This window comes from Arsukibacterium ikkense (genome assembly GCF_000987775.1).
Lineage (GTDB): Bacteria > Pseudomonadota > Gammaproteobacteria > Enterobacterales > Alteromonadaceae > Alishewanella > Alishewanella ikkense.
This window is the reverse complement of record NZ_LAHO01000009.1, coordinates 96,010-118,109: the sequence shown is the minus strand read 5'-3', so window position 1 is coordinate 118,109 and position 22,100 is coordinate 96,010. Positions and strand designations below refer to the sequence as shown.

Below are 22,100 nucleotides of genomic sequence, written 5' to 3'. Positions count from 1 at the left end.
TATAGCTTTTTTTAATTAGCTGGCAGCCAACAACTTATGCATGTTATGCAACAACAAAAAGAACTGATCGTTATCACCGGCGCCGGGCAACGGGTCGGCTTATATTGTGCGCAGGCACTACTGAAGCAAGGCTATGCACTGGCGGTCAGTTATCGAACCTTCACGCCCGGCATTGAGGCTCTGCAACAGGCGGGAGCGCTTTGTCTGCAAGCCGATTTTAATCAGCTGGCACAACTGGCAAGCTTTATTGAAGCTCTGGCGCCCTACCCGGCCATTCGGGCAGTTATTCACAATGCATCCAGCTGGCAGCCCGATCTGCCACTGGCAGGGCACACCGCGCAGCAAACTACCTTAAGCTTGCTGCAACAAGACGCTGCGGTATTCGACAGCATGCAGCAGGTACATGCCCGGGCACCTTATTTACTGAATCGCGCCTTATTGCCCAAATTATTAGCAGGTCCCGGGCCAGCTGATATTATTCATTTAACCGACTTTGTTGCCAGTGTAGGCAGCAGTAAACATCAGGCGTACGCGGCGTCTAAAGCCGCTCTGGAAAACCTGACCTTATCACTGGCCCGCCAGCTGGCGCCTAAGGTTAAAGTAAATGCGATAGCCCCCGCCCTGTTAATGTTTAACGACAACGACGATGCCGCTTACCGGCAAAAAGCACTGGCGAAATCGCTAATGGCCATAGCCCCAGGCCCGGATGAAGTATTACAAAGCGTGTTGTATTTGCTTACCAGCCGCTATATTACCGGCCGGGTGCTGGCACTGGATGGCGGTCGCCATTTGCAGCTGCCCTGACACCCTTATAAAAAAACGGCCTATCAGGCCGTTTTTGTTTAAACCCAAGTGCTACCTTAAGCTGCGATTTTCTTAACCCAGGCTGCGCACCATCCCTCATTGGCAACCAGCTTGCCCGGGAAAATGGCGCAGGGGCGCCACTCCTGGCCATCTTCGCCCTGGATCAAATTACAATTACCACAAATTTGCCCCTCAACTTCCGACTTATGGGTGTAGCGCATGGCTGCGGCCAGGGGGTCGTCCAGTTTCAGCTTTTCCGCGGCCAGCGCACTAAGGCTGACACCACCTGCCGTAATACCAATTACCGTCCCGGCTGAAATTTTAAAAAAGGTGCGACGATCTAAGTTGCTCATAAATAACTCTCCTGCATTTGGTTATTATTATAATACTGGCAAAATTGCCAGGTGGTTTTGACAGACATCAACTATTTAGTGCAAAAAACAGCCTAGACTTTAGTAGCAGCCCGGCCAGTAATCCTTTACCGCCTTTTGTTTTCTGCCATAGTACGTACAAGCATAGTGCATATTCCGGAGTTAATATGTTGGTTTGGTTAGTTAATCTTGGATTAATAGCGGCCCTGCTGGCCGGTTACTGGCTAAGCAGTGCCAGCCTGGGTAGCAGCATCTTGCTACTATTACTGCTGCTGGGCTACTTTGCCTTACAATATTGGTTGCAACGCCCCCAAGCGGCTATTGCAACATTGCCGGAGCAGAAAACGCCGGATATGGCAAAAATGGAAGAATCTACCTCCAAACTGGCGATTGGCTCAGCTGAAGTGTCTTTTTTTATTGATAGCCTGAATAACGATATTAAACACAGTGCCCAGAGCAGCAGCCAGATTGCCCATAGCAGTAATGAACTCAGCCATACCAGCAACCAGTTGAACGACAGCCTGCAAACTCTGAACCAAAGCATTCAACACACCGCCAGTGCCTGCCAGCAAGCCGATAATCAGCTATCTGGCAGTGTGCTGAGTCTGAAGCAGCTGGCCAGCTCGGTCAACGACTCTGCCCGGGAGCTGGAGCAGTTACGTAACTCTGCCGACAATATTCAGCGGATCACCGAAGTCATTAATAATGTTGCCGATCAGACCAATCTGCTGGCGCTGAATGCAGCTATAGAGGCCGCCAGAGCCGGGGAGCAGGGCCGGGGGTTTGCCGTTGTAGCAGAAGAAGTGCGGGCGCTGGCCAGCAAAACCTCGGGCGCCACCGCTGATATTGCCAGGATGCTGGCAGAAATTCGCCAGCAAAGCGGCCAGACCGCTGATCAAATGAACGCCCTGGTAACAAAAAGTAGTGAGGTACAGCAGCAGCTACAACAAGTTGCCAGCGGTTTTACCTGCATCAACAGCGAAATAGCGCAAGCCGCCACCGCCACTAACCAGTTAGAGCAGGCCGGTGCCAGCCTGGCTCATACCAGTAAGACGATAACGGAGTCGATTAGCAGCGTCAGCGAAGGCCTGAATACTATTGAACAAAAAGGCAGTAACATTGCTAATCAGGCTATTGATTTATCAATGGAAACTGAAAGTATTTATCGTGAGCTCAGCCAGCTCGACCATCACAGTTTTTACAGTCCGATACTGGCAGAAGCGCAGCAAGCCGCCGACGCTATTGCCGGCTTATTGCAGCAAGGCATTATCAATGGCAAATTCAGCGAGCAACAGCTGTTTGCCAAAAACTACCAACCGATAGCCAACACTAACCCGGAGAAGTTCCATACTGCTTACGACAGCTATACCGACCAGACCTTTCCTCAGGTGCAGGAACCCATCTTAAGCCGGAATGCTCAGGTATTATATGCCGGTGCGGTGGATAGCAAAGGCTATTTCCCGACCCACAATAAAAAGTTCAGCCAACCCCTGACTGGCGATTACCACAAAGACTTACTGACGAACCGCAGTAAACGCATTTTTGCCGATCGCACCGGCAGCCGTTGTGGTAGCAACCGCGAAGCCATGCTGTTACAAACTTACAAACGCGACACCGGTGAAATATTGCACGACTTGTCGGTTCCCATTTACGTTAATGGTAAACACTGGGGCGGCTTTCGGATTGGTTTTAAACGCTAAAACCTGAGCTGGTCGCTATAACGTCAGCAAAGCTATCCGCAGTAAGTAGTTGGTAGCGGTAATATACAAATAGCGATTATCAGGCGACAACGCGACATTAGCTGGTGCCACACCCGTTTCTATAGTGCCTAAATGCGTACCAGCAGCAGTAAATATCCAGACCCCACCGGGCCCGGTGGCCAGCAGATGGCCTGATGGCAATACCTTTAAACCATCGGGTAACCCCCGGCTGGTTTCAGTGTAACGGCTGGCATCAAAAAACAGCTCCGGCTCCCCCAACTTACCATCCCTGGCTACCGGATAACGCCACCACTGCGCAGCAGTGTGCTCTGAATTTGCCACATATAACCACTTTTCATCAGGGGAAAACGCCAGGCCATTTGGCCGGTTAAGGTTGGTTGCCAGCTGGCTCAGCGAACCGTCGGTTGCCAGTCGGTATACAGCATTTGTCATTTGCTGCTTCTGGCCGGCCTTATCGCCACCGGCTAAGCCATAAGGTGGGTCGGTAAAATAATAAGCGCCACTGCTATGTTGCACTACATCGTTCGGGCTATTCAGTAACTTGCCCTGATAATGACTAACCAGGGTCTGATACTGCGGCTGGCCCTGCTCAATAGCCGTTAACACCGCCAGGCGCCGATCGCCATGCTGCGCCAACACTAATTGCTGTTGCTGGTTGAAAATAAGCCCATTGGCCCCTTGCTGCGGATTGTCAGCCGGATAAAGCCCGGTATAGCCTGACGGCGCCAGATAAACCGTCAACCCGGCACTTTCATTCCAGCGGTATACTTTATTGGCGGGTACATCAGAAAACAGTACATCGCCAGTGCCGGGTTCCACAACCGGCCCTTCAGACCAACGAAACCCCTCAGCCAGTATCTCCAGCCTGGCATCGGCTGCTACCAGTTGCAGCATTTCGCTCTGCTGCACCTTAACCGGTTGCGCAGGTATCTGGCCATACAATGGTGCGCCGAAAACGCCTAGCGTAAAGCTAATCAACCGCATAAATTTCATATTTTAACGTCCTTCGCTGCTGGTTTAGTTGCCACTGGCTTGTCCGAAGCGGCAAAAGTTGACTATAACTATAGTCCGGTTAATCACATTGCCAGCCAACCTGAGGTGCTTTATGAGCTATCGTGGCCACTTTACCGTTAGCCAGCACAACCAGCTGTTGTTTACTTATGCCGCAGGTGGCTGGGATTTAATCACTGCCCACGATTACTGTGCCAGCTTTAAACAACAAGCGACACAGTTGTATCACCAACCCTGGGCGCACATTTTATTATTGGATGACTGGATCCTCGCTACGCCCGAAGTGGAGCCGGTTCTCAAAGATCTGGCGAACTGGGCCGTTGCACATAATATGGTGTGCTCGGCCAAGGTTTATCGGGAAAATATGTTAAAGCAATATCAGTTAGACAGAATGAACCCGAAATCCAGCGTCAATTTCCGCCAGCAGGAGTTCACTGAACAGCAAGCGGCACTGGACTGGCTCGCCAGTGAGGGCTTTAAGGTAAATTGTAACCAGTTTACTAAAGTACTACCATAATCAACCAGCTGGCTTTAGTATCAAAATATGACAATTAACTTCAAAGGGCGCGACAGATCCCGGCGGCTAGCATGATGAAGCATAAACTATGACCAACACCCTTATAACCACCTGGTATTTGCACTATCAGGGGCCGGCGTTGCCCCTGCCCAGCTGGCCGGCTGACTGCTTGTTAATGGAAGCAACCATCCCCAGCCCGGAGCTAAGCCAGTTTTTATTTGGCGCGGTGGGCAACCACTGGCAGTGGTTTAGCCGCCTTAGCTGGGATTATCAGCAGTGGTTAAGTTATTTAAGCACAGGTACCGTTCGCACCTGGGTGCTGTATCAGGGCGGTACCATAGCCGGTTTTGTTGAACTGAAGTATCACCCTGCAGCTGAGCAGGCGCCCAGTGTTGAACTTAAGTTCTTTGGACTACTGCCAGCGTTTACCGGCCGTGGCTTAGGCCCGACACTGGCGCAAGCTGCTATTGCACTGGCCCAGCAATGGTTAAAAACAGCAATACCCCTGACTGACACCGGCGCTGCGGGTAGTAGTAAGGTGTGGGTGCATACCTGTTCAGCTGATCACCCCGCTGCACTTTCTACCTACCAAAAGGCAGGCTTTGTTATCTATCACCACGAGCAAGAAGCAGCTGATATCCCCGAAAATTATGCCGAGGCTGCTTTGTGCCGTAACTATATCAATTCGCGGCTGGTGCATTTCACCGCAAACAAACACCAGCCCAAACAGGCGTAGCGGGAGAGCATGAAAAGAAAGCCTTAATAGCCATAAGTTATGCTGACTTAGTTTGGATTGCTTTCCATCGACTTAGCACATAAAACGTTCAAAAATCAGTCATCTCTGTGTAACCTTACTCATTCACGATGCCTTGGAACTCACCAACCAAGGTATTAAAATGAAAACCATAACCCAGTTTACCTTCGTAATTATTACCCTGCTGTATAGCGGCATTGCAAGCGCTGCCAACTGTGTCTATGGCTGCCCTACCGGTAAATCCGGCCAGACCATTGAGCGGCCTATTTATACCCTGCATAACAACAGCAGCAGCAAATTTGCTAACTGGGTGGCCTATCAGGTTACCCCCCATACCATTGATGGTCCCAGCCGCAGCCGCACCTGGCGGGCCGATCCGGATATCAATCCGGCCCATACGCTTGAGCCTGCCGACTACACCGATGCTGCCGCCGTACTGGGTACAGACCGCGGCCATCAGGTGCCTTTAGCCGCTTTTAGTAATACCCCTTATTGGGCCATGACCAACTATTTGTCGAACATCACGCCACAAGCGGCCAATTTAAACCAGGGCGCCTGGGTAAAATTAGAAACCGCAGTGCGCAATCTGGCACGTACTGGTCAGCATGTGTATGTGGTTACCGGCCCCTTGTATGAGTGGTATTTTGGCACTTTGCCAGGCGCAGATGAAAGCCATACCATTCCGTCTGGCTATTTTAAGGTGGTAATCACTAATAACGCCGGCTGGGTTGAGGCGTCAGCCTATATTATGGAGCAAAATCTGGCGCGAGCTGCCAGCTTTTGCCCACGCGAAGTGACCATTAACCAGGTTGAAGCGCGCACTGGCCTGAACATAATGCCAACCCTGCCAGCCTATAAAGAGCCGGCAGTAGAAGGCCAGGTAGGTGGTTTGAAAAAGAAGCTGGGGTGTTAAGAGCTAACTCAGTAGCCCCGCGCTAATCTGTTAGCACGGGGATATGTATTGCAGACATATAAAATGACCATCGCCGGGATAGCCGAGGCCGGATAATGATAAAACGCCGGCTCTGTTTCTTCGTCTGTTTCGGGCAGGGCCATCCACAGCTGTAAGCCATGCAACCGGTGCACGCTGTTAGTGACTTCCGGGCGCTCGCGCTCTGAGTGCACGATGCCCTTGCCCGCCACCATCAGGTTAATATCGCCGCACAGCCTTGCTGTACATCGCAGTCAGACTCTAGCTGTTTGCTGGTCGTGCTCATTGTTCCCGCCTTTGCAAATTGCCGATTTCTTCTATAATCAATTGATGTAAAGCTACTTTATTTAGCTTAATCTGGTATAAGTATTTTACAGATAAGGTAAGAGCCCCTGTTGACTCCAACTACACCACGCCAGTCTCTGGTTCGCAAGCTCACCCGGCAGAACCTGACTGTTTTGCTTAGCAGTATGCTAATCAGTTTTTTACTGATCGCCGTGATGCTGTGGCTGACAGCCCGTGAACGCCAGGGCAGCGCCGCCGAACTGGCTGCCGTTCAGCTAGCCAGCAATGTAGCAGCAATGCTGGTGTTTAATGATCCTGAGGCAGCACAGCGCGAGTTGGCAGTGCTGGGCGAAAACCGCGAACTTAGCGGCCTTGCGCTCTACACTGCACAAGGTGAACTGTTTGCTGGCATAGCCAAACTGCCCACATTGCAATGGCAGCAACAACCGATACCGACGGAGCCACAACGACGTTACCGGGGGCTGGAAATTGAGCTGGTGGTGCCAGTAATGGTAAGAGACAAAGCCGAAGGGGTGTTAGTTGTCCGGGAAAGGTTGCATCAGCTGATGCACTGGTTTGTAAGGGGCTTGCTAATCATGTCAGCGCTGATGGTGGTTATTTATCTGTTTGCCGCCAGGTTGTTGATCAAAATCCAGCGCAAGGCCTTATCCCCGCTGGTTGCATTGTCAGCCCTGGCTGAGAAAGTAGCCAGTGAGCGAAACTTCTCGTTACGGGCAGCCGTAGTCGACAACGATGAAATTGGTAGTTTAACGAAGCGCTTTAATGAGCTGCTGAAGCGGGCAGAGATCTGGCAGACTGAGCTGAGCACAGAGCTGCAACAACAAGCAGCCCGTGGTGATGAGCTTGAACATCTCGCCCTGAAAGACAGCCTGACCCAGCTTCCGAACCGCCATAGTTTTGGCCAGCTACTGCATAAAATGGTGACAGACAGCCTTAACAATAAAACGATGTCGGCTTTACTGTTTATCGACCTTGATAACTTTAAGTTCGTTAATGACAACTTCGGTCATGATGCCGGTGATGAAGTGTTAATAGAAGTGAGTAACCGGATCCAGGCTGCAATTCGAAGCGACGACACGCTGTGCCGCCTCGGTGGCGATGAATTTGCGCTGTTGCTGCCAAAACAGGTAACACCACAACTGACTGAGCAGGTTTGTAAAAGACTATTACAACAAATCAGCCGACCCATCTGGGTGAAAAACGCACAAATGCCGGTAACACTCAGTATTGGCGTCGCACTGTGTCCAGAGCACAGTATCGATTCAGCCACATTGCTGCAGTTGGCAGATGAAGCCATGTATCAGGCAAAAAGGGCGGGGAAAAATGGTTATCAGATATACGGTGCTGACTAGCACACTGCTGCTGTGCTTAAGCATCGCTCAGCTGCACGCACAACAATTGCCAAGCCTGGAAGAGCTATTGCGACAGCAAACGGCAACCGACCCGGCCAGAATAGAGGTGTCGACCGCTGCCCGCTATGCGCAAAGCGCCGGCCAGTCATCACAAGTTACTTATATTGTCACCGATGAGCAGATCCGTCGCTTTAGTTTACGTAACCTCGAACAGATCCTCAGCTTATTTCCCGGCTTATATGTCAGCTCAGACAGCAGCTATGGTTACCTGACTGCCCGGGGCATTGGCCGGCCTGGCGACTATAATTCCCGGCTGTTGCTGCTGGTTGATGGCACCCGGGTGAACGACAATATTTATGATGCTGGCATGATAGGCAATAATTTTTATATTGCTCCACAATTAATTGACCGGGTAGAGTACAGCCCGGGCAGTGGCTCTGCGCTTTATGGCAACAACGCGTTTTTGGGGGTAGTAAACGTTATTACCAAGCGCGGTAATAAATTACAGGGTGGCCAGCTAGCTGTCGCCGCCAATCAACGTGACCAACATGATGTATCGGTTTCCTATGGCGTTCGCCACGAAAGTGGCCACGAAGGCTGGCTGTCATTGAGCCATAGCCAGCAAGACAACATTGCCTTCCCGGATATCAATGCACCGGATCCCCTTACCTCGCAACGTAGCCAGAACGCTGACCTGAATCACAAACTGGCGGCCAGCTATCGCTACCGGCGCTTGCAGTTGCAGCTGGCCGGCGTCTCCCGCACCCGCCAGGAACCGATGCTGCTGGCCGAAGATCCATCGCGCAGCGAAATATTTAAAATTAAAAACCGCAATTATTTTATCTCGTTACAACACGGGCACCGCTTAAATGAGCAAATGGAGTTGTACACACATTTATCGACTAATGGCTTCGGTCTCACCACTTTCACCCCTTTTATTTTCCCCAGCGGCGAGTTACGCCAGTATCAGTTTGATGTGACCGGCAAATGGACTAACCTCGATCTGCGGTTAAGCTATACGCCAGCATCAAGCCACCACCTGTTACTGGGTATTGACGGTCAACGTGATCACCACCAGAGCTACCAGTTCAGTATCGACGATACAATCCCGGTATTAGGCGCCAGCAGTGACAACAACAGGGTAGGCTTTTACCTGCAGCATAGCTGGCAATTGTTTGATAATCATAAATTTATCAGCGGCTTTCGCTATGACTACACCAAACAGGATGTGCGCGAGTTTAGCCCGAAGTTAGGCTGGGTCTGGCAGCTTACTGATAAGCAAAGTGTCAGGCTCAGTTACGGTACTGCCTTTCGCGCGCCGAATGAATACGAGCAAAAAACGAACCTGTTTTATCAACTTGAGGTGCCTGAATCAGAGCTAATCCGTACGCTGGAAGCCAACTGGCATGCTCAGCTCGATAACGGCTGGTCGGTTGGTAGCAGTGTCTATCAGTCCCGTGTCCGCAATCTGATAACGGCAAATTATGTGCAAAGTACCCTGGTCCAGTTTTTTAATGACCGCGCCGTTGAAGCGCTGGGTATTGAAGCTACCGCAGCCAAAAGCTGGCAAACGGGTACTCAGCTGCAGCTATCTGCCAGTGTGCAGCGGGCCCGCTATAACAACGATCAGCTTAGTTTAACCAACTCGGCACAGCAGTTATTCAAACTAAACGTCAGCCAACCGCTGGGCCGGGATGATCTGCAGCTAAACTGGCATATGTTTGCCGCCTCAGCCAGAACCAGCCCTTTGCGCCAGTTGCCCGGCTATGCCCGCCATGATCTCATGATCTCGTGGCAAAGCACGCCACAGTTATCCGTTGTATTTGGCCTTAAAAATGCTCTCGACAAGGTGTACCTGGATGCTCCGCTACCCTCAGCCGCCAGCCTGCGCCAGCCTGGCCGCAGCGCAGAGTTGTCTGTTAACTGGAATTTCCGGTAATGAGGTGGCTAACCGCACTATTGCTCCTGAGCTCAGCGCTGTTAGCGCCGGCAATCCAGGCACAATCGGCAGAGGCCAGCTTAAAAGCCGCGCTGCTATATCGCTTTGTGCAATACAGTGAATGGTCTGCCAATGTGCCCGAGCGGCAACATTACTGTATTGGCGGCGACCCGGAGGTATTTACTGCCCTGACGGCGATGCTGCAGCAGTCTGAAGAGCAGGTAACGCTGTTAACTGATGCAAATGAGGCGGCGACATGCACCGTACTGTTTTTAAGTTTACACCTGGCGAAGCAAGCCGACTGGGGACTGTTACTGCAAAGCCCTGCCCGGCTGACTGTGGTTGAAGGTGCCGAGCTGTTCCGCAAAGGCGCCATGTTCGGTTTAATTGCCGAACCACAGCGCATATCGTTTCGGGTGAACCTAACCTTAGCCCGGCAGAATGGCTTTCATCTTAGCGCCCAAATGCTGAAGCTGGCCAAAGAAATTCATTAGTGCAGTGTTTGCCGTTAATTCTCACACTTTCACCTTATAGCCGGTTCTGAATATCCAGTAGATGATCACTAAGAAACTGAACATAAACAACAGGATCATCGCCAGACTAACACCAACATTAACATCTGACACGCCGTAAAAGCTCCAGCGAAAGCCGCTCACCAGATAGACTACCGGATTAAACAACGTTACCTTTTGCCAGAATTCCGGCAGCATACTGATGGAGTAAAAGGTGCCGCCTAAAAAGGCCAGAGGCGTAACAATCATCAGCGGCACCACCTGCAGTTTTTCAAAGCCATCGGCCAGCAAACCGATAATAAAACCAAGCAGGCTGAAGGTAATGCAGGTCAGCAGTAAGAACAGCAGCATCCAGCCAGGATGCAAAATACTGTAATCAACAAAAAAACGGGCGGTCAGCAGAATAATGCCGCCAAGAATAAGTGACTTGCTGGCAGCCGCCCCCACATAGCCCAGCACTATTTCTACCGCAGATACCGGCGCTGACAATACCTCATAAATGGAACCCGACCACTTTGGCATATAAATACCAAACGACGAGTTTGAGGTACTCTCGGTCAGTACCGTCAGCATAATCAGCCCCGGAATAATAAAAGCGCCATAGCTGATGCCGTCAATCGACACCATGGCCGAACCGATAGCGGCACCAAACACGATAAAATACAGCGAGGTCGACAGCACCGGCGAAGCAATGCTTTGCATCGGGGTGCGCCAGGTGCGTGCCAGTTCAGATAAGTAAATGGCTTTTACGGCATACCAGTTCATGAGGCGTCCTCCAGTAAGCTGACAAAAATTTGCTCCAGTGAGCGCTGTTTGGTGTGCACATCTTTCAGTTTCAACCGGGCCTGTTCAATCGCACCGAGCATTTCCGTCACATGATTATGATCGCTGCCACCGTCATAGGTGTAGGTCAGCAGCAAGCCATCTGCTGATAAATCCAGCGCATAGGATGCCAGACTGGCCGGCACGGTGGCTAATGGCTGCTGCAATTGCAGGATCAGCTGTTTTTGGCCCAGCCGCATCATTAACTGCTGCTTTTCTTCAACCAATAACAGCTCGCCCTGGCTGATAATGCCAATCCGATCAGCAATTGCTTCCGCTTCTTCAATGTAGTGAGTGGTCAGAATGATGGTGACGCCTTGCTGGCGCAGCTGTTCCACTAAACGCCACATATCACGCCGCAATTCAACATCCACCCCGGCAGTGGGTTCATCCAGAAACAACACCTCAGGTTCATGGGCCAACGCCTTGGCAATCAGCAAACGACGCTTCATGCCACCGGACAGTTCCATTACTTTGCTGTCACGCTTTTCCCACAATGACAGCGATTGCAGCGCCGTCTGCAAAAAGGCATCGTTACGGGCTTTGCCGAACATGCCACGACTGAACACCACCGAGTTCCAGACGGTCTCGAACATACTGACCACCAGCTCCTGCGGCACCAGGCCGATTTTCTGCCGGCTTTGCCGGTAGGCTTTGACCACATCAAAGCCTGCCACCTGCACCGAGCCAGGGCCTGGATTCACCAGGCCACAGATAATACTGATTAAGGTGGTTTTACCGGCACCATTTGGCCCCAGCAACGCCAGGATCTCACCCTGCTTTATCTGCAAACTCACGTTCTTTAGCGCTTGATGCCCCGATTTATAGGTTTTACTCAGGTTATTCACTTCGACAATGTAACCACTCACATTAGGTCCTCTCAGCTGTTGGTTATCTTTCAGTCGTATGGCACAGGCGCCAATCGACAAGGGTGCCGCATGTCAGCACCAGAGCAGGCTAAAACCTCAAGCATACTTTAGGTCAAGCCAGGGTAAGGATTAAATTAATGTGAAGTAATGTTAGCCTGGCATTGGCTTCTGCTCCGCGTTAAAACTAGCAGAAAATTTTGCTTGGCTGAGGCTGCGCCATGTCTGAACAGGCAATTAGCCAACAACGCATTTTCAGCATACACTCTGGTGATCTCTATACGATAAACGACCTGAACGGTTATCACTCTTGGTTAGTTGTAGGAATGACGATGCGCTTAGTCATACTTTTTATCCTGATGTTTTCCAGTACGCTGTATGCTACCGATAGCACACTCAGGATCGCCGTTAACGATGGCCCGCCGTGGGCATTTTATGACGAAACTAAAGGCGTCACGGGTATTGACGTTGAGATTATCCGCCATATTTTTAATAGCCTGGGCTATAAAACCGAATTCCACCTGCTGGGTTATAACCGGCTGATTAAAGAATTTAATGAAGGTAAGTATGATGTGGCCAGCCCCGCCGCTTTTCCACCAGAGCATGGGTATCTCACGGTTAGCTACCTGCCGTTTCAGGATGTGGCCGTTTCTATTAAATATAACAATCTCACCCTTGAGCATATCTCTGATTTGAAAGGCAAAAAAATCATCGCTTATCAGTTTGCCAGCACGGTGCTGGGCGAGGAATTTGCCGGTATCGTTAAAAACGCCAACTATATAGAGATGGCAGAGCGGGAGTTGCAGTTAAAGCTTCTGGTCAACAACAGAGCAGATGTAGTGGTTGGCGAGCGGCGGTTACTAACTTATATTATCCAGCAGCAATTCCCCAATCAGCAATTGGCTATCCACCCGATATTTGTTACCACAGCTTATGGCGCTATCGTCAAAGACCCGCTTTTGCAGCAACAGTTCGACCAGGAGCTGGCGAAGCTTAAGACCTCGGGTGTATACGACAAGATACTAAGCCAGTGGCCATGAACTCAGTTAGTCAAATCTTGAATAGATCAAAGTGACCAATGTTTGCTCTGGATGTCGAATTTATCGAAATGAGCAGAATTATAAATTTAAACAAAGGTTTTTCGTCACAATGGGCGACGCGGTTTGAAAAACGCTGGTAAGTTATTGGTGCCTAGGGTCGGACTCGAACCGACACGGAGTTTCCCCCGGCGGATTTTGAACGAACTTCATGTAAATTTTACTAGCTATAAAATCAATAGCTTAGTCTAATTTTTGCGGCCACCTTTCTGATTCCTTTACAAAACGAGATGGCTGCTCATGGAGTTCAACTATGTCAAAAGTCCTTGAGAAACATCGCCTTACACCAACCTTGCAAGTATACAAGCAAAGCAACTGTTACAATTGGATTGCCCGCTTAAAAATCAACAAAACACACTTTTCCCGCAGCACCAAAACCCGTGACCTCAGCGAAGCTATAGCAAAGGCTCACCGGATCTACATTGAGTACGAAATTCGATTCGAAACTAATAACTTCGTAGTCGAGACCAAAAGGTTCTCTTTTGCTGCTGATAAGGTCATCCAGCAAATGAAGCAAGCCATAACTGCTGGTATGGGCAAAGTCATCTATGACGATTATATCGGAGCCCTGCGTAAATACCATATACCTTTTTTTGGCAATACCCATGTCACCCGTATTGATGATGATCAACTCACCGAGTTTGACCAATGGCGTGTTGCTCAGCTTGGACGTATTCCCGCTAAGTCTACTATCCAGAATCATAACTCAGCGTTGCAGATGGTATTCGACTATGCGGTTAAAAAGAAATGGATGCTGGTTAGCCAAGTTCCTACTCTCGAAAACAATGGTGCTGGAGGCCAGCGCCGTGCGGCCTTTAACATTGACGAGTACATCAAGGTAAGAGAGAAAGTTGAGGAAATGCAGCATGAAGGTCGCAGAGTTAAAACCAGACAGATAAGGGAATTGCTGCTCGATTATATGGACTTTGCCATTCTAACAGGCATGAGGCCTGGCTCTGAAATGGATAACCTGACTTGGGCGGACATGCACATAGAACGCGATGCCGACCGTTGCCGTTTCTATGTCACAGTGCGTAAGGGTAAAACCACTAAATACACAGGCACCCGAGAAATTGTCTGTAAGGAGGCCATAGTTAAGGTGCTGCAACGTCTTAGCCAACGCTTTCCGAACAGGAAAAAAGACGACCGGGTGCTTAGAATAGTCGATGGTTCTTCTATAAAGGAAATGTCACGCCATTTCGAAAAAGCACTTGAATTAACTCAACTAAAGAATTCCCAACAGGGGGAAAGAAGTTTATATTCGTTGCGTCACAGCTATATAACGTGGGAGCTTATAGCTCAAAATGTCAGTATTGATGTGTTAGCTCGACAATGTGGCACAGGCATCCAGATGATTGAGCAGCATTACAGCCATGTCATTCCCAGAATGTTCGGTCGGCAGCTCTCTGGGGTGGAGCTTGAAACCAAGAAGCTGGTGAATAAGCAGTTCTCAGAAGTACACTACGACGAGCTGCTACAAAATCAAATTGCTCGCTGGGCTAACAACTATAAGCTGCGTGGATTCATTTAATAAGGAGTAGTTGGTGGGGGATCTGCAGAAAATAACCATAATTGATGGCCTCTATATTTTCACACAGAAGAACTCCAAACGGTGGTATGCCCACTTTAAAGCAGGTAAAGAGCATATCACCTACTCCACCGGCGAATCAGATGTTGAAAAAGCTAAAACCAAAGCTCTCGAGGAATACTACAACCGCCGCTCTGGTGGTCAAAAGTTTGCTGACGTTGCTTGTGCCGTTATTAAAGATCTTGAAGATGCCATTGCTAGTGGTAAATCCTCCAAAAACAATTCGATTTATATCAGCATTCTGAATAACTATCACATAGCTTACTTTGGTGAAAAAAGGATTAATAAAATCAAACAGGCTGACATGGATAGCTTTTCACTTTGGCGTCGGCAACAGTTTGGTGGCGAGCTATCCAAGTCGTCTATACAAAATCACAACGCTGTACTGAGTAAAGTTTACGATAAAGCCGTAAGGCAAGGCCAAATCACTAAACATGATATTCCAGCTTTCGACACCCAAGGTAAACGACAGGAGCGCCGTGCCGCTTTTAGTTGGGAAGAGTTTAGGAAAATATCTGACTACATTTTAGATGAAATGCAACGCACGAAGAACAAGACAAGCAAGATGTTGCTTGAACTGTTATACGACTACATCGACTTTGTTGTCGCTACGGGTATGCGTCCAGGTACAGAGATAGAAAACGTCCAGTGGCAAGACATCAGTTTCAGATTAAACAATGGCATTCCAGAAATCACTGTGGCAGTGCGGAAGGGTAAGACAACTGAACATACCGGGATTCGGCAAGTTGTAGTGCGCAGCGATTTTGTTGCTAACTTAGAAGACCTAATTGCTCGCTTTCCTAACAGAAAAGCTGAAGATTTTGTCTTCCTACTATCAGACGGTTCAGAACCGAAAACCTTGAGCCGCAAGTTTTCCGACATATTGAAAACACTTAAACTGAAAAAAAGTCCATACGGAGAACGTACACTCTACTCCTTGCGCCATTCATACATAACATGGAACCTAAAAAACAAAGCAGATATTGCTTCACTGGCTAAGCAATGTGGCACCAGCATTGAGATGATTGACCGCACATACAGCCACCTATTGCCGACCATGTTCCGACAAGAGTTGAGCGGCGTGGTGTATGAACAAAAAGAGCCTGATTCTTTAAAGCGGCGCGAACCAAGTCAGAAAGTAAGGGATGCAAATATCAGGGACTATGGGCAATTTGAGAAACGTTTTTTAGGACGAGGGTTTGTTTAGCTTAGGTGTATAAGACTTAACTAAATCTGTCAGATCAAGGCTGAGCTAGTACATCTAAATCGGTTGTTAAATAATCTAATCTGACAAATGACCTCGGATTTGTCCACAGTTCCTTTATCTATCAAAAAGGATGCCCCTCTGCCTGGCGGAGCGATGACCATTGGTATCCGAGCAATGTTTTAAAACTGCTATTCAGAGTTAAATATGTCAACCAAGCACGGACGCGCTGGTATATAACCTTCCCAAGGCACTGTTAGCATACTAACAGTGCCTTTATCATTAGCGGATAACTAAAAATCGTTAACGGGCTTTACATCTAATACCTGGCCATTGTTGGCGATTTTGAAAAAGACCTGCTCAGCTTTGCTGCTATTAACCGCACTCACTATGTAAAAGCCCTCTTCAATGCTAACGACCGAGAATTGCTTTGCTTCCAGCTCTTTCCATGACGCATCCAGTTTGCCGACAACAAAACCAAAATCTTTAAACGTCATCTGCTGCACCGACTTCACCGCGATAGCCACAGCCTGTTGGCTACTAATGATTCCGTGGTCCGCATGAGCCATTGTGCCGCCGCTGATTAACATGCAGCACAACGCTGCTGCTGAAACTAATTTTTTCATTTGTATCTCCGATTTATGTTGGTTGAATTATTGCTTCAGACCAATGACGTCATACTGGCCTTTTACCATCAGTTGCACTGCAACCGGTTTATCCGATTTGTTTTTCCAGTACCAGCCGTGTGAGCCTGCGAAAGGCGCGGTAAAACTACCTTTAACCTCACTATTGGTGGCGATGGTGTAGCTCTCAAAGTATCCGGTGGTATCGCCTTCTGGCTCGCCATGCAGGTCGTAGTACAAAGGCTCGCCATCAGTCAGCCATTCGAAAGTCATTTTGGCGTATTGTGGCATGGCAAATTTGTACTCAACCCCGCGACCTGCCGGCACTATGATTTCAATCGTTTGAAACTCATCATTGCCCTTTGCTAGTGTCTGCGCTGCAGCAGGTTCAGCGTTTGCCGCCTGTGCGATACTGGTTAAGCCCAGCTGCTTGCCAATACCTGTCGGGTCAATGTTGTACTCGGCAGGAAGAATTAACGTTACCAGTGCAATGATTGCGACAACTGCCGCCGCCACGCTGGCTTTAACCAAGGTTTTAGTGCTTACTGTATGTTGCATAATATTCTCTTCGTTGTTCAGTAAATTAATTGATGAGGTAACCCGTCAGCTGATAGCCCATAAGCATAATGCCGGCACTCATCAAGGCGGTGTTAGTCAGGGTAGAAAAGCGCTGAAATGACGGCACTTTTCGCCAGGCATTAATTACAAGCAGAATTAACGCTAACGCCGCGAATTGGCCCAGTTCAACACCAATGTTAAAGGCAATTAAATTGGTTAACAGTCCTTCCTGTGGCAGTTGAAATTCCTGCAACTTGGTTGCCAGGCCAAAACCATGAAACAAACCAAAGATCAGTACCGCTGCGCGCGTGTCAGGTTGCCAATTAAAACAGCGTTTAAAACCGCCCAGATTGTCGAAACCTTTATAGATAACTGATAAGCCGATAATGGCGTCAATCAAATACGCATTGACCTGAATATCGTTAAGAACACCGAACAACAACGTGATGCTGTGGCCCAGCGTAAACATGGTTACATAGAGTAAAACGTCTTTACTGCGGTACAAAAAGAAGATCACCCCGACTAAGAACAACAAATGGTCATAGCCGGTGATCATATGCTTGGCACCGATATATAAAAACGGGATGAATTGTACACCCTGATTTTGCTCTAAAAATGCCCTGGTGCTGTCATCCACACCATGGGCAAAAGCGCTGATGCTAAGAAGCGACAACACGCCGATTAACAGCCATAACCCCGTTTGCATTAATTTATTTGGCATCGACAGACTCCAATACTTCAACTTCAGTCAACAGTGACTCCTTATCTTTATGTAAAATGCGATACAGCGCCGGAATAACAAACAGCGTAAGTAAGGTGGATGAGATAATCCCGCCTATCACCACGGTTGCCAGTGGCCGCTGCACTTCAGAGCCGATACCGGTGTTAAGCGCCATTGGAATAAAGCCCAGCGAAGCCACTAATGCCGTTGTTAAAACCGGCCGTAACCGCGTTAAAGCCCCATCAAAAATGGCCTGCTCAAGCCCCATGCCCTCTTTGCGCAGTTCCCGAATAAATGACACCATTACCAGCCCATTTAAAATCGCTATACCGGATAAGGCAATAAAGCCAACCGCAGCCGAGATAGAAAACGGAATATCACGCAGTAATAAGGCAGCAATACCACCGGTCAGGGCCAGTGGCACCCCTGTAAAGATGATCATGGCGTCTTTGAACGAACTCAGCGCCAGAATTAACAAGCCAATTATCATCAGCAAGGTAACGGGCACCACGATGCTCAGGCGCTGTGAAGCCGATTGCAGTTTTTGATAAGTCCCGCCGTATTCCAGCCAATAACCGGCTGGGATATCCACTTTGTCTGCTACGGCTTGCTGAATATCAGCCACGAAGCTGCCAAGGTCACGCCCTCGTACGTTGGCGGTCACCACCACCCGACGTTTTCCATTTTCACGGTTAATCTGATTCGCCCCCGAGACAAGCTCCAGTGACACCAACTCCTGTAGCGGAACAGTATGGCCATCCGGCAAATGAATGGGCAGATAACTTAGCGCATCAACATCCTGTCGTCGCGACTCACCCAGGCGCACCACGATGTCTGAACGAACATCGCCCTGATAAAACTTGCCCGCCACAGTGCCGCCCATCGCAGTGGCAACCTGAGACTGCAGCTCAGCCATACTGACGCCATGCTGCATTAACTTTTGCCGATCCGGCACCAGGTTCAACATAGGTAAGCCGGTAAGCTGTTCAACCTGAATATCGGCAATGCCCTCAACCTGTGCGATGGCAGAACCTATCTCTTCTCCCAGTGCGGCCAGACTGTCAAAATCATCGCCAAACACCTTAATGGCTAATTCAGAGCGCACCCCGGCCAGAAGCTCGTTAAACCGCATCTGGATAGGCTGTAAAAACTCGTAACGGTTACCGGGAATTGGCTCCACTAAAGCAGCAAGTTCTTCAACAAGCTGTGCTTTGGGCTTATCGGGGTTTGGCCACTGCTCACGTGGTTTTAAGATAATAAAGTTATCAGCCACACTGGGTGGTACGGCATCAGTTGCCACATTTGCGGTGCCTATTTTGGCAAACACCCGCTCAACCTCCGGCATCTGTTTAATTTTATCTTCCAGTGTTTCCTGTAACGCAATGGCCTGGCTGAGTGACGTGCCGGGAATACGCAGGGCATGCATGGCAATATCGCCCTCATCCAGATTAGGGGCAAACTCACTACCCAAATTACTGGCCTGGTAACCAAACACCACCACCAACGCGGTGGCGGCAATAACGACCAGCCAGCGCCCTTTAAGCACCCAGGTTAACGCGGGGCGATACAAAGCCGCCGCTCCCCGAATAAGCGGACTGTGTTTTTCTTTTACAGGCTTTTTAAATAATAAGGCAACCATTGCAGGCACAAAGGTGACAGACAGCAACATAGCGCTTAGTAGCGCAATCACCACGGTAATGGCCATCGGATGGAACATTTTGCCTTCAACCCCTTCCAGCGCAAAAATGGGCAAGTACACGACGGTGATAATAAAAACGCCAAATAATGCCGGTCTTATCACTTCCCGGGTGGCGTCAAACACCAGTTGCATGCGCTCTTTCAATGGCAGAGGGTTATTCCCCGCCTGGCTTAGCCTGCGCAAACAGTTTTCAACGATAATAATTGCCCCATCGACTAGCAAACCAAAGTCCAGTGCGCCCAAACTCATTAAATTGGCACTGACACCGGTTTGTACCATACCGGTAACGGTCATTAGCATGGCAAAGGGGATCACTAGGGCGGTTAAAAATGCCGCGCGGAAGTTACCCAGCAGCACAAATAACACCACGATAACCAGAATAGCGCCTTCTACCAGATTGGTTCGTACCGTTATTAATGTTTTATCCACCAGCGTAGTGCGATCATATACCGCAGTGGCCACGACGCCTTCAGGTAAAGTTGTGTTGATTTCCTTTAGTTTTTCCCCCACCGCATGTGCCACGGTCCGGCTGTTCTCGCCAATTAGCATGAACACAGTGCTCATCACCACTTCGCGACCATTTTGTGTCGCTGCGCCGGTTCTGAGCCCCTGGCCATTTTCAATATCCGCCACATCTTTAATGGTCAGTGTCGCGCCGTTGTCAGAGCGCAGCGGAATATCAGCAATAACCGCAATGTCTTCGGCTTGGCCGGGTATTCTGAGTAGCCACTGCGCACCATTTTGCTCGATAAAACCGGCACCACGGTTTTGATTGTTAGTAGTAATCGCATCGACGACATCAGCCTGTGTTAAACCAAACGCCAGCAGTTTTTCGGGTTTAAAGGCTACCAGGATTTCGCGCTCAAAGCCGCCAATAGGGTTCACTTCAACAACGCCCGGCACCCGCATCAGCTGGGGTCTGATGGTCCAGTCATGTACGGTGCGCAAATCCATCGGCGTAATGGGCGAGCCATCTGCATGTGTAGCGCCAGGCGTGGCATCAACAGTAAACATAAAAATTTCACCCAAACCTGTCGCTATGGGTCCAAGTTGCGGTTCAAGGCCGGTCGGCAGCTCCGCACGGGCCGCCGATAAGCGTTCATTCACCAGTTGCCGGGCAAAATACACATCAGTTTCATCGCTAAAAATAGCAACCACCTGAGACAAGCCATAGCGGGACACTGAGCGGGTATAAGTTAAGCCCGGTAAACCCGCCAACGCGGTTTCCAATGGAAAGGTAACCCGCTGCTCAACCTCAAGTGGGGTATAACCCGGCGCTTCAGTGTTAATCATTACCTGTACATTGGTAATATCAGGCACCGCATCGATGGGTAACTTCGTGAAGTTCCACAGTCCTAATCCGGCTGCGGCCAATACCATAACCAGCACCAGAAATTTTCGCTTGATAGAAAAGCGTAAAATTGATTCCAACATTATTTACGCTCCTAGTGGTCGTGAGAGGCGCCAGACTTTTCAATGTCGGCTTTTAAGATAAAGCTGTTCTGGCTAACGTACTCCGTGCCAGGTTTCAGGCCACCGAGCACTTCAATCCATTCGCCGTCATTGCGTCCCAGCTCCAGCATACGAACTTCGTATTGCTCGCCGATTTTGGCATACACCACTGTAAAATCCCGAAACGCTTGCAGGCCGGTGCGTTTAACCGCCAGAGGCACATCTATTGTGGCCACTTCAATCTGAGCAGTGACAAAACTGCCGGCAGTAAATTCATTCTGACTATTTGGCAGCATTACCCAGACAATGCGGGCCTGGTCATCGCGTACCTGTGGCTCTACAAAGGCAATACTGCCACTGTATTTATTGTCTAAGCCTTCTACTTTTAAGTTAACCGGGGAGCCGAGCCGGACTTTTTGATAATCATTAGGGTATACCGCCAGCTTTGCCACGTAGTGGCTGAGGTCGGAAATCGTCAGCAAAGCACGACCAGCGGTTTGCTCTCCGTTACCGGCAAACTGTTGTGTGACGACACCTGTTAAGGGAGCCTTCACCTGATAGGGCTGCAAACTCTCGTTGCTTTCGATTGTTAGTAAGGTTTGGCTTGTTTTCACTGTGTCACCAAGCGCGACGTGCAACTTAGTAATTTCACCATCAAACCGGGCCGCAATAGTGCGCTCTGCACCAGCTGGCAGTGCCAGCGTGCCATAGGCAGGGATCGTCTGGTGCAAGGTGGCCGGGCCTGCTACGTCGGTTTGAATGTCCATCGCCTCAGCCACGGCCTGTTCGATAGTGGTTCGGCCTTCAAAATTGTCATACTGCCAACGGTATGACTTGCCCTGCTGTTTAGCTGTGATAGTTACTACAAAAGAATGCGGCTCGAATATTTGCATATCGCCGCGCAGTAAATCACCCTGTGCAACAAAGTTGATATCGTCCACCCCATCGCCTAGGCGGGTTAACTTGATATTCAAATCTACTGTTGTCGGATCGACTGCTTTACCGCCATCAGTAACCCACACCCGAAATTCAGGCGGTACACCGGTTTCAAAAATTGCCAGCTCCAACGCAAACTCATTGTCGCGTAGCATCCGCCCTCCGTGTGGGCCCTTTTCTGGTTCGGCTTGCTCTGCAGCAGGTGCCGATGCCGCCATTATTGTTGCAGGTAAAAAAGCGCTGGTGGCCATGCCGATATTCAGTAATAGCGCCAGACTGATTGACGAAAACGTGCTGTTATTTTTCATAGTTTGTC

At 49.5% G+C, this 22,100-nt stretch carries 20 protein-coding genes and 1 pseudogene; 11 read left to right on the top strand and 10 right to left on the bottom strand.

The annotated features are described in order from the left end of the window. Positions 1–45 precede the first annotated feature (45 nt). Positions 46–804, top strand: coding sequence for a dihydromonapterin reductase (folM, locus tag WG68_RS10515; protein WP_161796363.1), 759 nt, complete (start codon positions 46–48; stop codon positions 802–804). A 56-nt stretch (positions 805–860) separates the two neighbouring features. Here folM and WG68_RS10510 read toward each other — a convergent pair whose 3' ends face one another. Next, positions 861–1,157 carry a high-potential iron-sulfur protein gene (locus WG68_RS10510; RefSeq protein ID WP_046557641.1) on the bottom strand — a complete coding sequence of 99 codons (297 nt, stop codon included), beginning with the start codon at positions 1,155–1,157 and terminating at the stop codon, positions 861–863. 185 nt (positions 1,158–1,342) lie between these two features. On the opposite strand from WG68_RS10510, the gene WG68_RS10505 reads away from it, so the two are divergent. Next, a complete protein-coding gene (locus WG68_RS10505) occupies positions 1,343–2,875 on the top strand; it encodes a methyl-accepting chemotaxis protein (RefSeq protein WP_083981858.1) in 1,533 nt (510 codons plus the stop codon). 15 nt (positions 2,876–2,890) lie between these two features. Here WG68_RS10505 and WG68_RS10500 read toward each other — a convergent pair whose 3' ends face one another. Continuing rightward, a complete protein-coding gene (locus WG68_RS10500) occupies positions 2,891–3,889 on the bottom strand; it encodes an SMP-30/gluconolactonase/LRE family protein (protein ID WP_046557640.1) in 999 nt (332 codons plus the stop codon). A gap of 112 nt (positions 3,890–4,001) precedes the next feature. Here WG68_RS10500 and WG68_RS10495 point away from each other — a divergent pair, with 112 nt between their 5' ends. From WG68_RS10495 to WG68_RS10485, 3 genes are all read left to right on the top strand, one after another. Then, positions 4,002–4,424: a hypothetical protein gene (locus WG68_RS10495; RefSeq protein ID WP_046557639.1), complete on the top strand. Its 423-nt coding sequence runs from the start codon at positions 4,002–4,004 to the stop codon at positions 4,422–4,424. A gap of 88 nt (positions 4,425–4,512) precedes the next feature. Continuing rightward, on the top strand, positions 4,513–5,160 hold the full coding sequence (locus WG68_RS10490) for a GNAT family N-acetyltransferase (RefSeq protein ID WP_052749051.1): 648 nt from the start codon (positions 4,513–4,515) through the stop codon (positions 5,158–5,160). A 160-nt stretch (positions 5,161–5,320) separates the two neighbouring features. Continuing rightward, the gene (locus tag WG68_RS10485) at positions 5,321–6,091 is read left to right on the top strand and encodes a DNA/RNA non-specific endonuclease (RefSeq protein ID WP_046557638.1); all 771 of its coding nucleotides are present in this window, start codon (positions 5,321–5,323) and stop codon (positions 6,089–6,091) included. 62 nt (positions 6,092–6,153) lie between these two features. On the opposite strand, the pseudogene WG68_RS10480 reads toward WG68_RS10485, so the two are convergent. Continuing rightward, positions 6,154–6,339: pseudogene (locus tag WG68_RS10480) on the bottom strand (pirin family protein); the annotation flags it as partial. A gap of 165 nt (positions 6,340–6,504) precedes the next feature. On the opposite strand from WG68_RS10480, the gene WG68_RS10475 reads away from it, so the two are divergent. Genes WG68_RS10475 through WG68_RS10465 form a run of 3 tightly spaced genes read left to right on the top strand, consistent with a single transcriptional unit; the run spans position 6,505 to position 10,200 of the window. After that, positions 6,505–7,767, top strand: coding sequence for a sensor domain-containing diguanylate cyclase (locus WG68_RS10475; RefSeq protein WP_152663075.1), 1,263 nt, complete (start codon positions 6,505–6,507; stop codon positions 7,765–7,767). Continuing rightward, the gene (locus WG68_RS10470; protein WP_052749049.1) at positions 7,739–9,706 is read left to right on the top strand and encodes a TonB-dependent receptor plug domain-containing protein; all 1,968 of its coding nucleotides are present in this window, start codon (positions 7,739–7,741) and stop codon (positions 9,704–9,706) included. Before WG68_RS10475 ends, WG68_RS10470 begins: the two co-directional genes overlap by 29 nt. Further along, the gene (locus WG68_RS10465) at positions 9,706–10,200 is read left to right on the top strand and encodes a YfiR family protein (protein ID WP_046557636.1); all 495 of its coding nucleotides are present in this window, start codon (positions 9,706–9,708) and stop codon (positions 10,198–10,200) included. Before WG68_RS10470 ends, WG68_RS10465 begins: the two co-directional genes overlap by 1 nt. A 21-nt stretch (positions 10,201–10,221) precedes the next feature. Here WG68_RS10465 and WG68_RS10460 read toward each other — a convergent pair whose 3' ends face one another. Continuing rightward, a complete protein-coding gene (locus WG68_RS10460) occupies positions 10,222–10,983 on the bottom strand; it encodes an ABC transporter permease (RefSeq protein WP_046557635.1) in 762 nt (253 codons plus the stop codon). After that, complete coding sequence (locus WG68_RS10455) at positions 10,980–11,909, bottom strand: ABC transporter ATP-binding protein (protein WP_046557634.1); 930 nt, start codon at positions 11,907–11,909, stop codon at positions 10,980–10,982. The genes WG68_RS10460 and WG68_RS10455 overlap by 4 nt, the downstream gene beginning before the upstream one ends. 329 nt (positions 11,910–12,238) lie before the next feature. Here WG68_RS10455 and WG68_RS10450 point away from each other — a divergent pair, with 329 nt between their 5' ends. From WG68_RS10450 to WG68_RS10440, 3 genes are all read left to right on the top strand, one after another. Next, positions 12,239–12,946 carry a substrate-binding periplasmic protein gene (locus WG68_RS10450; RefSeq protein ID WP_046557633.1) on the top strand — a complete coding sequence of 236 codons (708 nt, stop codon included), beginning with the start codon at positions 12,239–12,241 and terminating at the stop codon, positions 12,944–12,946. Between the two features lie 310 nt (positions 12,947–13,256). Then, positions 13,257–14,534 carry a tyrosine-type recombinase/integrase gene (locus tag WG68_RS10445; RefSeq protein WP_046557632.1) on the top strand — a complete coding sequence of 426 codons (1,278 nt, stop codon included), beginning with the start codon at positions 13,257–13,259 and terminating at the stop codon, positions 14,532–14,534. Between the two features lie 13 nt (positions 14,535–14,547). Continuing rightward, positions 14,548–15,798, top strand: coding sequence for a tyrosine-type recombinase/integrase (locus WG68_RS10440; protein ID WP_046557631.1), 1,251 nt, complete (start codon positions 14,548–14,550; stop codon positions 15,796–15,798). Positions 15,799–16,088: 290 nt separating this feature from the next. On the opposite strand, the gene WG68_RS10435 is transcribed toward WG68_RS10440, so the two are convergent. From WG68_RS10435 to WG68_RS10415, 5 genes are read right to left on the bottom strand one after another with little or no spacing between them, the layout of a single operon-like run. After that, a complete protein-coding gene (locus tag WG68_RS10435; RefSeq protein ID WP_046557630.1) occupies positions 16,089–16,421 on the bottom strand; it encodes a DUF6488 family protein in 333 nt (110 codons plus the stop codon). 27 nt (positions 16,422–16,448) lie between these two features. Beyond that, positions 16,449–16,976 (bottom strand): hypothetical protein, encoded by a 528-nt coding sequence (locus WG68_RS10430; protein WP_046557629.1) that lies wholly within the window; start codon positions 16,974–16,976, stop codon positions 16,449–16,451. Between the two features lie 25 nt (positions 16,977–17,001). Further along, entirely contained in the window at positions 17,002–17,697 is a 696-nt protein-coding gene (locus WG68_RS10425) for a HupE/UreJ family protein (RefSeq protein WP_046557628.1), read from the bottom strand. Further along, positions 17,687–20,830, bottom strand: a complete 3,144-nt coding sequence (locus WG68_RS10420) for an efflux RND transporter permease subunit (protein WP_046557627.1) — start codon at positions 20,828–20,830, stop codon at positions 17,687–17,689. The genes WG68_RS10425 and WG68_RS10420 overlap by 11 nt, the downstream gene beginning before the upstream one ends. An 11-nt stretch (positions 20,831–20,841) precedes the next feature. After that, positions 20,842–22,092, bottom strand: a complete 1,251-nt coding sequence (locus WG68_RS10415) for an efflux RND transporter periplasmic adaptor subunit (protein WP_046557626.1) — start codon at positions 22,090–22,092, stop codon at positions 20,842–20,844. Positions 22,093–22,100: the final 8 nt, after the last annotated feature.